The 14,070-nt window shown below is 46.6% G+C and carries 11 protein-coding genes; 8 read left to right on the forward strand and 3 right to left on the reverse strand.

Translation table 11 applies throughout. The features are described from left to right. Positions 1-536 precede the first annotated feature (536 nt). The gene (locus IJ23_RS17820; RefSeq protein ID WP_033906956.1) at positions 537-1,643 is read left to right on the forward strand and encodes an NADH:flavin oxidoreductase; all 1,107 of its coding nucleotides are present in this window, start codon (positions 537-539) and stop codon (positions 1,641-1,643) included. 80 nt (positions 1,644-1,723) lie between these two features. Here IJ23_RS17820 and IJ23_RS17825 read toward each other — a convergent pair whose 3' ends face one another. Continuing rightward, positions 1,724-2,614, reverse strand: a complete 891-nt coding sequence (locus IJ23_RS17825; RefSeq protein WP_005375788.1) for a LysR family transcriptional regulator — start codon at positions 2,612-2,614, stop codon at positions 1,724-1,726. A 155-nt stretch (positions 2,615-2,769) separates the two neighbouring features. On the opposite strand from IJ23_RS17825, the gene IJ23_RS17830 reads away from it, so the two are divergent. The 7 genes from IJ23_RS17830 (at position 2,770) to IJ23_RS17860 (ending at position 10,558) form a co-directional block, all read left to right on the forward strand. Beyond that, positions 2,770-3,168 (forward strand): RidA family protein, encoded by a 399-nt coding sequence (locus IJ23_RS17830; protein WP_005375789.1) that lies wholly within the window; start codon positions 2,770-2,772, stop codon positions 3,166-3,168. 73 nt (positions 3,169-3,241) lie between these two features. Further along, positions 3,242-4,702 carry an aldehyde dehydrogenase family protein gene (locus tag IJ23_RS17835; RefSeq protein ID WP_033906957.1) on the forward strand — a complete coding sequence of 487 codons (1,461 nt, stop codon included), beginning with the start codon at positions 3,242-3,244 and terminating at the stop codon, positions 4,700-4,702. A 69-nt stretch (positions 4,703-4,771) separates the two neighbouring features. Next, the gene (locus IJ23_RS17840) at positions 4,772-5,761 is read left to right on the forward strand and encodes a membrane dipeptidase (RefSeq protein WP_033906958.1); all 990 of its coding nucleotides are present in this window, start codon (positions 4,772-4,774) and stop codon (positions 5,759-5,761) included. 109 nt (positions 5,762-5,870) lie between these two features. Then, on the forward strand, positions 5,871-7,472 hold the full coding sequence (locus IJ23_RS17845) for a BCCT family transporter (protein ID WP_005390956.1): 1,602 nt from the start codon (positions 5,871-5,873) through the stop codon (positions 7,470-7,472). A 101-nt stretch (positions 7,473-7,573) separates the two neighbouring features. Next, positions 7,574-9,310, forward strand: coding sequence for a hypothetical protein (locus IJ23_RS17850; RefSeq protein WP_033906959.1), 1,737 nt, complete (start codon positions 7,574-7,576; stop codon positions 9,308-9,310). Further along, positions 9,307-10,038 carry a DUF3726 domain-containing protein gene (locus tag IJ23_RS17855; RefSeq protein ID WP_025767672.1) on the forward strand — a complete coding sequence of 244 codons (732 nt, stop codon included), beginning with the start codon at positions 9,307-9,309 and terminating at the stop codon, positions 10,036-10,038. The genes IJ23_RS17850 and IJ23_RS17855 overlap by 4 nt, the downstream gene beginning before the upstream one ends. Positions 10,039-10,180: 142 nt before the next feature. Continuing rightward, the gene (locus tag IJ23_RS17860) at positions 10,181-10,558 is read left to right on the forward strand and encodes a nuclear transport factor 2 family protein (RefSeq protein WP_025767673.1); all 378 of its coding nucleotides are present in this window, start codon (positions 10,181-10,183) and stop codon (positions 10,556-10,558) included. An 82-nt stretch (positions 10,559-10,640) separates the two neighbouring features. Here IJ23_RS17860 and IJ23_RS17865 read toward each other — a convergent pair whose 3' ends face one another. Both IJ23_RS17865 and IJ23_RS17870 read right to left on the reverse strand, forming a co-directional pair. Continuing rightward, a complete protein-coding gene (locus IJ23_RS17865) occupies positions 10,641-11,636 on the reverse strand; it encodes an ABC transporter substrate-binding protein (protein ID WP_005375798.1) in 996 nt (331 codons plus the stop codon). A gap of 141 nt (positions 11,637-11,777) precedes the next feature. Beyond that, the gene (locus IJ23_RS17870; protein ID WP_033906960.1) at positions 11,778-14,012 is read right to left on the reverse strand and encodes a hypothetical protein; all 2,235 of its coding nucleotides are present in this window, start codon (positions 14,010-14,012) and stop codon (positions 11,778-11,780) included. Positions 14,013-14,070 lie beyond the last annotated feature (58 nt).

The raw sequence follows: 14,070 nt of genomic DNA on the forward strand, positions 1-14,070 counted from the left end.
CACTATCACGTATTCATATCTAAAAGCAAAAACAACCAGTGTGTAAAACATAGTGGGTCGCGTGTTTCCGCTGACGCGTAATAATGCCAAGAGATAGCGACGATTAAGCCAAAAAGTATAAACAGCGCAATAACTCTATTTGCCATATGAGAATTCAATATCGATAGTTTGTAATGTAAACATTTGGGGTAGTGCTAGTTCCGATAGCAGCATACAAACTAACAATGTGAATGTTTGAGTTGAATCACCAGCTAGCGAAATACAAAAGCTTTACGACTGAAAGTGGGTGACGAAGCATCTTAACTCCAGTGAAATGAACACGATTAAGAATCATCCATTTACATAATCTAAAAACTCACTAAACCTTAACCCAGATTAAAGTTTTGTCGTCTCCGAGGCATTAAGGTGCGCCTGTAGTTTGCAGGTCTCAAGGATTCAGAGAAGGAACAGCCATACATCGTGTATCGCTGTTCCTTTTTCGTTCTTGTTTACTTGCGAAAAGATAAAACATAAAGACAACTTTAAGAGGACTGGTTTTGAGCATTTTGTTTTCCGAAGCCCGCATTGGCAACATGACCCTAAAGAACCGTTTTGTGAGAAGCGCAACGTGGGAGAACATGGCGACCGAAGATGGTCACATGACGGCAAAGCTTTACGATATTTACGAAACGCTTGCGAAAGGGGAGGTTGGGCTTATTGTCACGGGTTATGCCAATATCGTTGAAGAAGAGAAACCCAACGCAGGTATGATGGGGATCTACAACGACTCTTTTATTGAAGAATACAAAAAGCTAACAGAGCTAGTACATCAACAAGATTCTAAAATCGTGATGCAAATTGCTTACGGTGGCACCAAAACCACCCATAACGTCGGTGAGCGTGTCATCTTCGCTCCGAGTGACGTGCCTGAGCGTGGTACAAATACGCAAGGCAAAGCGATGACAAAGGACGAAATCGACTACATCGTAAAGGCATTCGCATTGGCGAGTAAACGTGCTCAAGACGCTGGTTTTGACGGCGTAGAGATTCATGCGGCGCACACTTATTTAATTAACCAGTTTTTAAGCCCGTACTATAATCGTCGCGAAGACGAATATGGTGGTGACTTAGAAAATCGCATGCGCTTTCTTTTAGAAATTTACTCTGAAACCAGAAAGCTGGTTGGAAGCGAATTTCCGATCCTCGTTAAACTGACGGCAACAGAGTTCTTTGACGGCGGTTTAACGTTCGATGAAACTCGCGTCGTCTGTAAGAAACTTGAAGAAGTAGGCGTTGATGCGATCATCGTATCTGGCAATGTTCACGGCAAAGCAAACGAACTTGTTGGTCAAACGTTCGATGGTTACAGACTACAAGAAGAAGGTTACTTTCACGAATATGGTCACGTGATCAGTCAGGACGTTAGCATACCGGTGATTACTGTCGGCGGGCTGAGCGACATTGATGCGATTGAGAAAATTGCAGAAAACACAGATATCCAATTTTTTGCTGTGTCACGCCCTTTATTGGCTGAGCCACAGTTGATCAAACGTTGGAAAGAAGGCAATCGCGCACCAGTAGATTGTGAACGTTGCTCAAAGTGTCGTACCAAGCGTGGTAACTTTTGCGTGGTGTATAAGAACCGAAATCGTCGCAAAAAATAGAACGAAGCGAATACACAAATACAAATTAGCCTCCACTCTGAATATGGAGGCTTTTAATTATCCGCATGTTAATCGAACCATTATTTATCTTCTTTTTGATAGTTTAAATAATGCACACAAAGATCGTGAAATGCTTTAGCTTGAGGCGAGATCGTGCGATCGGTTAACGTAAATATACCAATTTGCCTTTCAAGTGGTGGATCGATAAGCGGGATCCAAACCAAGCGTGTTTCATTGGTTGGGAAAGCAAGCTTCGGTAGGGTCGTGACACCAATCCCAAGTTCTAAGACAGAAAACAGCGAAGTAATATTTTCGACCGAATAGAGCGCTTGCTGACTCAGAGCTCTTGCTGGGGTTGGATCGAGAAGTGTACAAGTGCCGTTACGGATAAAGGGTTGTTCCAACAAAGTTTGCCACTCGATTCCTTCTGGATGACTTGCAATAGGGTTGTCCTTTAAACACACCACGCCTATTGGATCGGCTAACAGCGGCGTAAAGTCAATGCCGCCCTCATCGAGGTGAGAGGGGTTACCGAGCGCTAAGTCGACCTCACCGGAGAGTAGGCGAGCCTCGACGCCCGCCGCGTTATCATCGATCAAGCTTACTTCTACATTTGGATACTGCTCGCAAAAGGCACCCAATACGCTAGGGATGAGTTTCGCTGCAACAGAAGGAACGCTCGCAATTCGCACTCTCCCTTGCTGTCCGGCCGCGGCAGCTTTGAGATCGTTGTCCAGCGCACTGTAGATATTGAGAAACTGAACCACTTTGGGAAGACAAATTTCACCAAACGGGGTCAATTTGGTTTTGTTTCCGGGTTCAAACAGCGTTTGCCCTAGAATTTTTTCAAGCTCTTTTATCGATGTTGACAGTGCCGCCTGAGAACGATTTGCACGATGTGAAGCGGCTCGAAAGCCTCCTTCCTCGACTACCATCACAAAATGCATTAATTGTTGAAGCTTAATACTCATCCCTAATGCCTCTTAATCCCTTTATTTACGTTATTTTAAATAGAGTGATAAGTTTAATTTATCAAATGTCAAAAATTTACCGTTAGATTTATCGCCTGTCAATGTGCATCATTTAACCATATTGAAACAAAGCTGTTACAAAGGTTGAAAGGCACGTGAATACTCCTACTAAAAAACACCCAGTTAAAACCAGTCTATTTGCTTCTAAAGCGCCGCTTGAATGGGCGATAGTCAACAACGGAACTCTGTATACGGCTCAAATTCCTATTGATGACACAGGCGCGGTTGTGGAAGGCGGTATCGAAGCACAAACACGTCAAACCTTTAACAATCTCATTCACACCCTGGAGTGTGCCGGGGAGTCTTTGGACTCGGTGTTGCAGGTCCTGATTTATGTGACTGACAGAGAATACTTAAAGACCGTTAACCAAGTGTACGCGGAATATTTTGAAGCGCCGTACCCAAATCGCGCCGCCATGGTGGTTGCAGGGTTAGCACGAGAAGAGATGTTGGTGGAGTTTGTCGTCTACGCGTCGGCAAGCCAACCAGAATAAATCCAATAAGAACAATTAGAGATCAGTGAGTGGGTGGCTTGCCATCACAAATCGGAAGAACAAGGAAAGAACCATGACTTTTATTAACAATGTTCAAGCAGAAAAATCCCTCTATATAGCGGGTGAGTGGCAATCGGGCATGGACACCATCGCCAATATTAACCCTTCTGATATCAGCGAAAACATTGGCGATTTCTCACAAGCGAGTGTGTCGCAAGTAGAGCAAGCGATTCAAGCGGCTAAATCAGCGCAGCCAGAGTGGGAAAAAACACCAATCGAGCGCAAACAAGCAGTGCTGCAAGCGATTGGTGATGAGCTCATTGCACGATGTGACGAATTGGGAACCTTGCTTTCGCGTGAAGAAGGTAAGCCATTTGCTGAAGGTCGAGGTGAGATTTACCGTGCTGGCCAATTCTTCCAATACTTTGCTGCTGAGGTTCTGCGTCAAATTGGCGATAACGCTGCTTCCGTCCGTCCAGGTGTCTCCGTTGAAGTTACTCGTGAAGCCGTCGGCGTTATCGCCATTATCTCTCCTTGGAACTTTCCAACAGCAACAGCTGCTTGGAAAATCGCGCCAGCACTTGCGTTTGGCAACAGCGTCGTCTGGAAGCCTGCCAACCTAACCCCAGCAAGTGCCGTCGCGCTGACAGAGATTATCCATCGCCAAGGTTTACCTGCTGGCACGTTTAACCTCGTTTTGGGTAGCGGTTCGCAAGTAGGTAATACCCTTATCAATTCGAAGGATGTGAACGGCGTGAGCTTCACTGGTTCTGTGGACACAGGCCGTAAAGTTGCAGCGGCTACGGCACCAAACTTTGTACGTTGTCAGCTAGAGATGGGCAGCAAAAACGCGCTCGTAGTGGCAGATGATGCAGACATTCAAATTGCTGTCGAAGCGACAATCGCAGGCTCATTCTCGGGTGCAGGTCAAAAATGTACCGCGTCTTCTCGTCTTGTGGTTATGGACGGAATTCACGACGCGTATGTTGAAGCGCTAATCAAACGCATGAGCGAACTTAAAGTGGGTCACGCACTGGAAGAGGGCGTGTTCATGGGCCCTGTGGTTGATGGTAACCAGCTGAATGCGAACTTTGAGTGGATCGAAAACGCACGCCAAGCAGGCGCGGAGTTGGCTTTCGGTGGTGAGCGTCTGAGCCTAGAGCATGACGGTTACTACATGTCACCAACCCTGTTCTTGAACACACAAAACAGCTGGGAAGTGAACCAAGAAGAAGTCTTTGCACCAATGGCAAACGTGATTCGCGTTTCTGATCTGGATGAGGCAATTGCAGTCGCGAACGATACGCGCTTTGGCCTGACAGGCGGCATTATCACGCAAAGCTTGCGTAATAGCGCGATCTTCAAACAGCAAGTCCAAACGGGCTGCGTCATGGTTAACTTGCCAACTGCGGGTACAGATTATCACGTCCCATTTGGTGGCCGTAAAGAATCTAGCTTTGGTCCTCGTGAGCAAGGTCAGTACGCCAAAGAGTTCTACACCGTAGTGAAAACCGCTTATCAGCGTCCTTACTAAGATCGGCAGGGTAACTGATGGTGTCAGTTGCCCGCACGAAAAGGCTAAGAAATTGTTTAAGGAGTGGTTATGTACCAACAACGGATTGTGATTGACGGATTGCAGTACTGCAATTGGGATCGAGAGTATTTCCAAACGCTTAAGGCGAGTGGCATTACCGCCGTTCATGCCACCATCGTCTACCACGAAACTGCGCGCGAAACCTTAACGCGTTTTGCTGAGTGGAACTTGCGCTTCGCGCAAAATGCGGACCTCATCATGCCTATTTATTCAATGGCAGATGTAGAAAAAGCCAAAGCAGAAGGCAAAGTCGGCATCTTCTTCGGCGCGCAAAATTGCTCACCTATCGATGATGAAATTGGTCTGATTGAAGTGATGCGCCGCCAAGGTCTGCTGATCATGCAACTGACCTACAACAACCAAAGCTTACTGGCGACAGGTTGTTACGAACAAAACGATTCCGGCGTAACTCGCTTTGGTAAGCAAGCGATTGAAGAGATGAACCGAGTCGGGATGATCATTGATATGTCCCACAGCGCGGAGCGTTCGACGTTGGAAGCTATCGAGCTCTCTTCGCGTCCAATTTGTATCAGCCATGCTAACCCGACATTTGCGCATGACGCACTGCGCAACAAGTCCAACACCGTGATCAAAGCACTGACGGAGCGCGGTGGTTTGATTGGATTCAGTTTATATCCATTCCATTTGCCAAATGGCAGCCAGTGCACTCTGGATGATTTCTGCCAGATGGTAGCGAAAACCGCAGACATGTTTGGCGTCGACCATTTAGGCATCGGTAGTGATCTGTGCTTAAACCAGCCGCAACAAGTGTTGGAGTGGATGCGCAACGGTCGTTGGTCAAAAGCGATGGATTACGGCGAAGGTTCGGCAAGTAACTCGGGATGGCCAGATGCGCTGCCATGGTTCTGCGGCAGTGCAGGGATGGAGAACATCTACAACGGATTAATGCGTCACGGATTCAGTGAATCTGAGGCAGGAAAAATATTGGGTGAAAACTGGTTTAACTTCCTCAAAGAAGGATTAGAGCCTATTTCATAGTACACCCAAAATTAGGAACCGCCTGCCTACATAACAACAATACGGCAGGCGTAAAACTCACATTTGTAGCCAGTCTTTGGCAGCTGCAAAGAACCTCTGGAGCCAGAGTATGTCTGATTTAACCAATAGCATGAAAGCTTCCACGATGAGCGTGTCATCGGGCAAGTCAAAAGCAACACACAACACATCAACAACAGAAAACACGACGGACAAATTAGGACTGAATAACCCGGCCTTTTGGTATAGCGGTGGTTTTATCGCGTTGTTCGTTGCTATTGCACTTTATGACGGCGAGTTGTTATCTACGATCGTTAACGCCGGCTTTGGCTGGGCAGTTCAGGTGTTTGGTCCTTACTGGCAGTTACTGCTGCTTCTCACTTTTCTTATTGGTCTTGGCTTGGCTGCAGGGCGAACAGGCAAGGTGATGTTGGGCGGGATTGCAAAACCAGAAATGGATTCTTTCCGCTGGATGGCGATTATTTTCTGTACCTTATTGGCTGGTGGTGGTGTTTTTTGGGCCGCGGCTGAGCCTATCGCGCATTACGTTAGCCCACCCCCTTTGTACGGCGCGCAAGATAACCCGCAGCAAGGTGCGGTGAATGCGTTGTCGCAATCCTTTATGCACTGGGGCTTTCTGGCTTGGGCGATTGTAGGTAGCTTAACTTCCATCGTGGTGATGCACCTGCATTACGACAAAGGTTTACCACTAAAACCCCGTATTTTGCTTTACCCAGTCTTGGGCGAACGAGCACTTAAAGGCCAACTCGGTGCATTGATTGACGCGTGCTGCATTATCGCGGTAGCCGCGGGCACCATCGGGCCAATTGGGTTTTTAGGCTTGCAGGTTAGCTACGCGTTAAATGCGCTGTTTGATATTCCTGATGGCTTTACCACTCAGCTTATCATCATCTTGTTTGCGATTGCTCTTTACACCTTGTCAGCACTCAGTGGATTAAGCCGAGGCATGCAACTGCTTAGTCGTTACAACGTGATTCTGGCAATGGCATTGATGGTTTACATCCTGTTTTTTGGCCCTACGAATTTTATCTTTAACGGATACATTCAAGGTGTAGGGAGCATGCTGGATAACTTTATCCCAATGGCGACCTACCGTGGTGATGAAGGTTGGCTAAGCTGGTGGACAGTATTTTTCTGGGGCTGGTTCCTGGGTTATGGTCCGATGATGGCAATTTTTATTGCGCGTATTTCCCGTGGTCGAACTATCCGCCAAGTCATTTCCACCATCAGTATTGTGGCTCCGTTAACCACCTGTTTTTGGTTCACGATTGTGGGCGGCTCTGGCCTAGCGTTTGAAATTGCTGAACCGGGCAGTGTGAGTGCGGCGTTCGAAGGCTTTAACCTGCCAGGTGCTTTGCTTGCGGTGACTCAGCAACTACCAATGCCAATGCTGACTTCAATTCTATTTCTGATTTTAACCACGATCTTCATCGTCACGACGGGCGACTCAATGACCTACACAATCAGTGTCGTGATCAGTGGTGAAACGGAGCCGAATGCGATCATCCGTACCTTCTGGGGCGTAATGATGGGTGTGACGGCACTAATCCTGATTTCTCTTGGCTCTGGTGGCATCTCTGCACTGCAATCTTTCATTGTGATTACCGCGGTTCCGGTTTCGCTGATTCTGTTACCGTCACTTTGGAATGCGCCGCAAATCGCAATCAAAATGGCGAAAGAGCAAGGGCTATAACAATTATCTAATTCAAACAACGTGGAGCTTGTGCGGGTGTTTTCCTCCTGCATCCGCACAAACCCTAGTATTCTTACAATAACAAATAGGTGGTGAGCAAAATGGATGCACATCGTTCTACTTATACGGAAGCAACTATGCGCGATGCAGCGATTGTCATGGCAGCCGAAAGGCTTGGCGCAATGCACCAAAACCGAATCAGCTTTGTTCGCAGTCTGATTCGTAATATGGCAAGCCAAAACTGGCAAGTAACCAAGCATGAGTGGCAGCTTTGTCCTCGTGGTTATGGTCATGTGATTTACAAATTGACCACGCCAGAGCACGTTTATCATTTGGTGGTATTCTGTGAAGAAATTGCCGACGACGAGCGTAATGATCGCGTAATTGCTGAAAAGTGGGACGTCACATTTGCACTGGTTCAAGGCGATGTTGATGTTACTTTGTTGGAAAGATTGCGAGAAAATGTACCGCTGCAAGAAGCGGGACGTAATCCAAACAACGTACTTGTTCTTGCTCGCGCAAACAAAAGTGTGCGCGTGTTTGAGCACATTGTTAGCGCTCTTTCTCAAGGCGAGCAGCCTGAGCCGAAAGAGTTAGCGGAAGTGGGTTATATCCTGCGTACCACAGCTGTTTATGGTAACGGAAAGTTTGGTATCGCCGATTTCAAACTGTTAGAGAACAACTCAGATTTCAGCCAGTCTTTTAGTGCGCAAATGTGTGCAGTATATATGTTGCGTGAATTCAGCCTAGATTGGGTGCACTATCTGGCACTTCAACAAGGTGGCGACAACGCGGTGGCTTTGCATCGTGGCTTGCAGCGCTACCTTGGTGTCGGCAATGCTACTGGCTTAGGCATGGCTCCATACTTGATTAATCATCCGTGTATTGTTGACCAATGGATGACCTCTCGTGAACGTGCGGTAGCGCGAGTCTTTGCGATGCCATGTGAAGCGTCGTTCCATGCTCCTTTGCAAGGATTGCTGCAAAAAGCACAGCGTCATTTAGAGCAAGTCATCACCATCAATGAACATCAAGACAGGCTCAATCATCAAGCGATAGCAGACATCAAACAACTGCTATCGGAGCTAACAACGTTAATGGCATTACATCCGAACTGGGCGAGTTTGGTCGAGCATAAGAAAACAATGAGTGTGGAAGCCCAAGAAATCCTCACCTCTTGCTTGATCGAACTCTACCCATCTTTAGTGGATGAATTTGCTAGCCAAATGAATACGGATGAAACGTTATCTATTCCGGGCGGGAAAAAGATCCAAGATTTACTGGAAGTGTTGCAAAGCAAGTACCGCTGGGCGATTGATGCGGATTACTCACTAGCCGAGAACAACTACTGGTTCTGGTATCGCTCACAAGATAAAGAAGAGCCAAGGCTTGGTGTTCGCGGGGAAGAGGCTGGAGAAGAAAAAGAACTGCCGCTTGATATCGGCAGACAAGTGAATCGCTTGTACCAGGCCTTGCTTGACTGTGATGTAGAAATGTCCGTAGCAGAGTTTCTATTGCAAAAACCGGCTTATCGTTCGATCACACGTCGCGTATGGACGCTAGGCAACCGTGCGATGGGGGATATTCAAATGAATGTGCTGCGTAAAGATGCGTTACCAATGCACTTACTGCGCTGTAAATTGGCGATCTTTGGCGCGACTAAGTTTGATCCGCGCTCGGATCGTTGGGTTCGAGTAACCTTCTTCCAGGGCGCGCCGCTGTTAGATGAAATTCACGATCCTAAACTGGCAGACACATGGATTTTCCCTAGCATGCCGCCGCGTGACGAAATTGTGCAAAGTGACAATCAAAAAATCAACGGAGGATTTGCATTATGATCGTCTCTCACAACGAATTGGTGGCCGCGGTTAATAAGGCATTTCTTGGCATGCGCCGTCACTGTGGTGAGGCGGATGTCATTGCGAACATGGTGGCGGACTTGCAAATGGTTGGCTTACATGGAGTTCGTCATTTTAATAACGCCAGTCTGTTTCTTGGGTTAGATTCAGACTGCGCCGTATCGGTGACCAACAGTACGCCGTCAAGCATAGAGGTAGAACTGCACAACGGGAGTGTAGCGTGTCATTTACCCGCGGTGTTGGATTTCGCGCTCGAGAAAATGATCAACCGTAAGTCGATTACCATTACGTTGAAACAGTGTCATAACCGTTGGCTAGGTTTTAGTGAGTTGTTGAAGCTCTCTGCAAAAGGCATTGCGTGCCGTGCACAATGGGTCAATGGCTCTAGTCCCAAGCGAACGCTTTATGTGTTAAACCGTGGACGAATCGCGCCAGAAGTCTTTTTCTCGGATCAGTTTGATGGGCATGATACGGATTTGCATAGTATGGTTATCGAGCTCTCCGTGAACGATTTCGATATCGAGAAAAGTGCACAAGGGTATACCACCCACATTGAAGGTGATGAGTTAAGCCGCACGCAACAAGCTTCTTGGCAAAATGGTATCTTTGTCGAAGACCAAGAATGGGAAACACTGAAACAAACCGCAACCGCGTTGCTGGTGGAGAACAGTGAGCGTTCTATGCTCGGTGCTGGCGGTGTGGTTTAAGCGATGAAAGGCGATGATTCCAAGTAGAAGTGATGAAGGCTGCTCTTTAGCGGCCTTTTTTGTGCGCGAAGTTTGGTCACTTCTGAAGTTCAAAGACTATGATTACCGTTATCCGCAAGATGGAGCAACACAGGTAAGAAAAATGGATCTGCAAGAGAATAAAAGAAATGCCATTGCGTTTTACGAAACCGCCTATCGAGGTAATCCAAGAAAAGCGGTTGAAGACTATGTTGGCGATGAGTACATTCAGCACAATCCATTAGTTGGAAATGGCCCCGAGGCTTTTATCGAGTATTTTGAGCGGATACAAAATGAGTATCCCAATAAAGACATTACGTTTGTGCGAGCCATTGCTGAAGGGAACTTGGTGGCACTACACACTCACCAAACATGGCCTAATGATATTGAATACGTGACAATGGATTTCTTTCGTTTTGATCACAATGGGAAGATCGTCGAACATTGGGACGCTCTGCAAGAGATTCCTAAAGAAACATTGAATGGTCACACCATGTATTAACGAGTCGTTGACGAGTCTCCCATGCCGTTTATTCAAACGGTATGGGAGGTTAAATGATTTGTGGCACTTTAAGTATTAATCATCAAAGCGCTTTTTCGATTCTCACCGCGACGTCTTCAGATACCCAGCCTTTCCACAAGTCAGGGTAGGTATTAAAGAAGTAAAACATCGCTTCTTCACCGTCCGCGTAGTTATCTTCCATCCAGGCCAGCATTTCACTCATTTGCTCGTTGGTAAATCCGCGTTTCTGCAAGTACGCGAATGCTTGGGGTTCTTTGCTCGCAAACGCCTCAGTTGTTACTGTGCGAACTGGAGAAGGTGGGTACATTGTTACTTTTGGTGAAGCGCAATCAGGCTGAGTGGTACAGTTGCGATACTCTTCTAAATCTGTTCCGCTACCAAAATCCACTTTGACCATATCATACTTGCCCAATACGGGGGTCGGTGACCAGTAGTAACCAAACCAAGGCATTTTGCGATCATAGGCTTTGGCGATGGTGCCAGCTAATGCTGCGCCAGATCCTGGGTCAACCATCTCAAAGCCGTGCTCACTTAACCCTAATGCATTAAACAAGTGACCGGAGGTGATTTGGCATGTCCAACCAGCAGGGCAGCTATAGAACGCGAACTTGTCATCATCTTCTGGGTGTTCAAATAGTTTGGCGTGCTTGATGACGCCTTCTATCGTCGCGAGTTCTGGATACTGTTTTACCAGATAGGCGGGAACCCAAAACCCTTCTTCACCACCATTGACAAGCGATTCACTAGCGATGCGCAAGCGTTTATCCGCAATCCCTTTATCAAGTGCTTCTTTAATACCGTTTGTCCATAACTCTGGCGCAACGTCAGGCTGTCCCTTTTCAATCATAGAGGTGCCTGTAGGAACGCTATCACCAGGAATCAATTCCGCATCGCACTGGTAGCCTTCATTTAAGACAAATTGGTCGATGTGCGCCATTAAGCTGGCCGAATTCCAATTCATGTCTGCGATGGTTATTTTTCCGCATTCGTCCGCATTTGCATGAGTAGATAATGCTGATAGCAGCAGAACAGAGAGCATTGAAGGTGTCGTCTTCATGTGACTGAATTTCCTTGTCGTTGTCATTTACTTCAGTATATACATCGGTTTATAAAGATTCAGTGAACAAGTTTTTTTCAGTGACGTTAAGCATAAAAACGGTGATTTATGAAGCGTTTGGTGAGGCGTGTTGAAAGGGAGTTAATACAGCAAGAACACTCCTTCGTAGCCGCCAATCTCAATATGAGAAACATAGTCGCCGATGTTACCGTCTTGATCTACAGGTCGCATAGGCTCTGGAAGCACGATTGTCATCTTCGGTGAGGTGAAATAATCGATATTCTTGCCAAAGAAATCAGTTCGATACAGCACTCGGCCTTTAGTGAATTCGCGGGCTAACACCATCTCTGTAGGGCCATGCATCACTACCATATCGTCTGAGTGATACGCAAAGTACGTATGGGTTGGTAACAAATCGATAGCGCCATTGGGCAAGTCAGGATGAGCCACTTTGCTCATAGAAGCATCTCCAATCACCGTGTAATCGGCAGGATAGGGCGTGCTGGTGGACATCATTACCGGAGTCGCCTGATACCCCTCTGGTATTTGATTGGCAGGCTCTCCCAAATCAACGGCAAGCAAGGTGCTAGGTTGATAAGCAATATTCATTGGTACGCCTGCCTTCCAGAAGTTGTCACTTGTTGTGTTATTACTTCCATATAAGTAGCCATTGTTCCACTGATTAAAGTAAATGCGCTCAGGGTGATAGTTTAAGTAGAACACCGCTAGTGCAGAGTATTGGTCCTGTTTCCAATTGTTTTCTGTGTTACCAAAGTATTGAACGCGACCATAACGCGTGGTCGCTTGATAAATCACTTTCTGGCCAGCTTTGGCGAGTGCAGAGTTATCCCAAAATTTAGCCAAGCCAGCATAGCCACTAAAGCCGGTAGCAGGGAAAAGGTAGTGCTCGCGCAAGTACAAGGAGCCAGCGTTAACCAAGTGGTTTTGCCCATTACGACCGAATAAGTTTGCCGTACCTATGTTGAGGCCAATTAACGCATCTTCATCCAGCGTTGCCAGTTTATTCAAGAACGCCGAGAATTGCGCTTTGTAAGCATCGTCAGCAGCTTGGCTACCCGCCACCAAACCAAGTTCATCCACTGTGCCTCCGGAATATATGTAGAACTGATTTGCACCGAGTAACTTATTCGTATCGTCGTTGTACGCACCATTTAAACCTTGTTTCGCCCATTCAGCTTGGTAAGAGTGGCGCATTGTATTGGCAAAAAAGGGATTGCCGAGATTGGTCAATGCCCAAGAAGAGGTTTGATTCCACATACGACCAAATGGAATAACCCGTGACTCCCAACGAAATCGTGCGGTTGCATTCTTATTTGAACGGTTTTTGTATTCATTCCAAGAAAGATAATTGTCTTGGTTTCGATCTGCAGATTTGTCGAAGCCACGAATTTTACGCCAGCGTTGAATGGTTTGACCTTCAGGTGTCTCCGTTGGTGCTCCTGAGATATTGACGGCAGGGAAGCTATTTTTGAGTTGAATGTTTTCGAGACGTGGGCGGTTTTCTATGTTGCCGTCATGCCAAGTAATTTTCGCAAAGTAAAGGCGGCCGCCGTCGCGTAAAAAGGTGGAGCCAAAGTACTGACCGCCACCATAAGTTTTTCCGCTACCATCATGCGTTGTAGCGCGAACCCAATCCGAAGGAACAGACCAGTTTACTGTTTGGTTTTTAGTCATGTTCTCAGTTTTGTCTTTTTTAATCGCGAAGCGTTTCCATTCTGTTACCCGACCAAACGAGTCGATAGCAGAAGGGTATTCAATCGTGAAGCTGCCGCCTTGAGCAAACTGAGAAAACGTAAAGGTTAAGCGGTCGAACTTCTCTGAGTGATAAACATAGAGCGCACCATCATTATTCGCCTGACCAAATACGTCAGCATCCCATGGCGGTGTTTGATATAGCCAAAAGCCGGCGTGGTCAGCGCTGGCGGTATAGCCAACGATCATCGGTTTTCGATTGAGTAATGTATTTTCACCATGGCTTGAGTCGACTTCAGCTAGGATAGTGTCTTCAGAAAAGTGGAGAAAGAAATCTTCGTAGTCAATTCCATTCAGTTCTGCTTGGTTACGTATATCGTTTTCCAGCCAACCTGAGTTAAGTTCCAGCTTTTGGTTGTACATGTAACCAAGTGCTTGTACACGCTCATTATGACTTTTACTTTCGTAAGCGCCGAATACGATATCAGCATAATCCAGTTCCCATTCACGTGTAGCCGCAGCAGAGATAGGCTTATCTTGAAGATCAATACCCTGTTCATGCAATCCAGGTAACACGATTGCTGTTCTACTCCAAACGCTGGGTATAGAAAGTAAGCTCAGAGAAGCAAGTGCAATGAGAGAAAAACAATGCGACTTCAACATGGAGTTATCCCATTAATACTTAGATGACTCAAATTAAGAGTCAGATACAAAAAGAAAT

The organism is Vibrio sp. OY15 (assembly GCF_000742455.1).
Taxonomy (GTDB): Bacteria; Pseudomonadota; Gammaproteobacteria; order Enterobacterales; family Vibrionaceae; genus Vibrio; species Vibrio alginolyticus.

What these genes read in the sequence shown, in the direction of transcription:
- IJ23_RS17870 (WP_033906960.1), bottom strand. Translation starts at nt 14,012, where the DNA reads ATGTTGAAGTCGCATTGTTTTTCTCTCATTGCACTTGCTTCTCTGAGC.
- IJ23_RS17840 (WP_033906958.1), top strand. Translation starts at nt 4,772, where the DNA reads ATGTACCAACAACGGATTGTGATTGACGGATTGCAGTACTGCAATTGG.
- IJ23_RS17860 (WP_025767673.1), top strand. Translation starts at nt 10,181, where the DNA reads ATGGATCTGCAAGAGAATAAAAGAAATGCCATTGCGTTTTACGAAACC.
- IJ23_RS17855 (WP_025767672.1), top strand. Translation starts at nt 9,307, where the DNA reads ATGATCGTCTCTCACAACGAATTGGTGGCCGCGGTTAATAAGGCATTT.
- IJ23_RS17850 (WP_033906959.1), top strand. Translation starts at nt 7,574, where the DNA reads ATGGATGCACATCGTTCTACTTATACGGAAGCAACTATGCGCGATGCA.
- IJ23_RS17835 (WP_033906957.1), top strand. Translation starts at nt 3,242, where the DNA reads ATGACTTTTATTAACAATGTTCAAGCAGAAAAATCCCTCTATATAGCG.
- IJ23_RS17865 (WP_005375798.1), bottom strand. Translation starts at nt 11,636, where the DNA reads ATGAAGACGACACCTTCAATGCTCTCTGTTCTGCTGCTATCAGCATTA.
- IJ23_RS17845 (WP_005390956.1), top strand. Translation starts at nt 5,871, where the DNA reads ATGTCTGATTTAACCAATAGCATGAAAGCTTCCACGATGAGCGTGTCA.
- IJ23_RS17825 (WP_005375788.1), bottom strand. Translation starts at nt 2,614, where the DNA reads ATGAGTATTAAGCTTCAACAATTAATGCATTTTGTGATGGTAGTCGAG.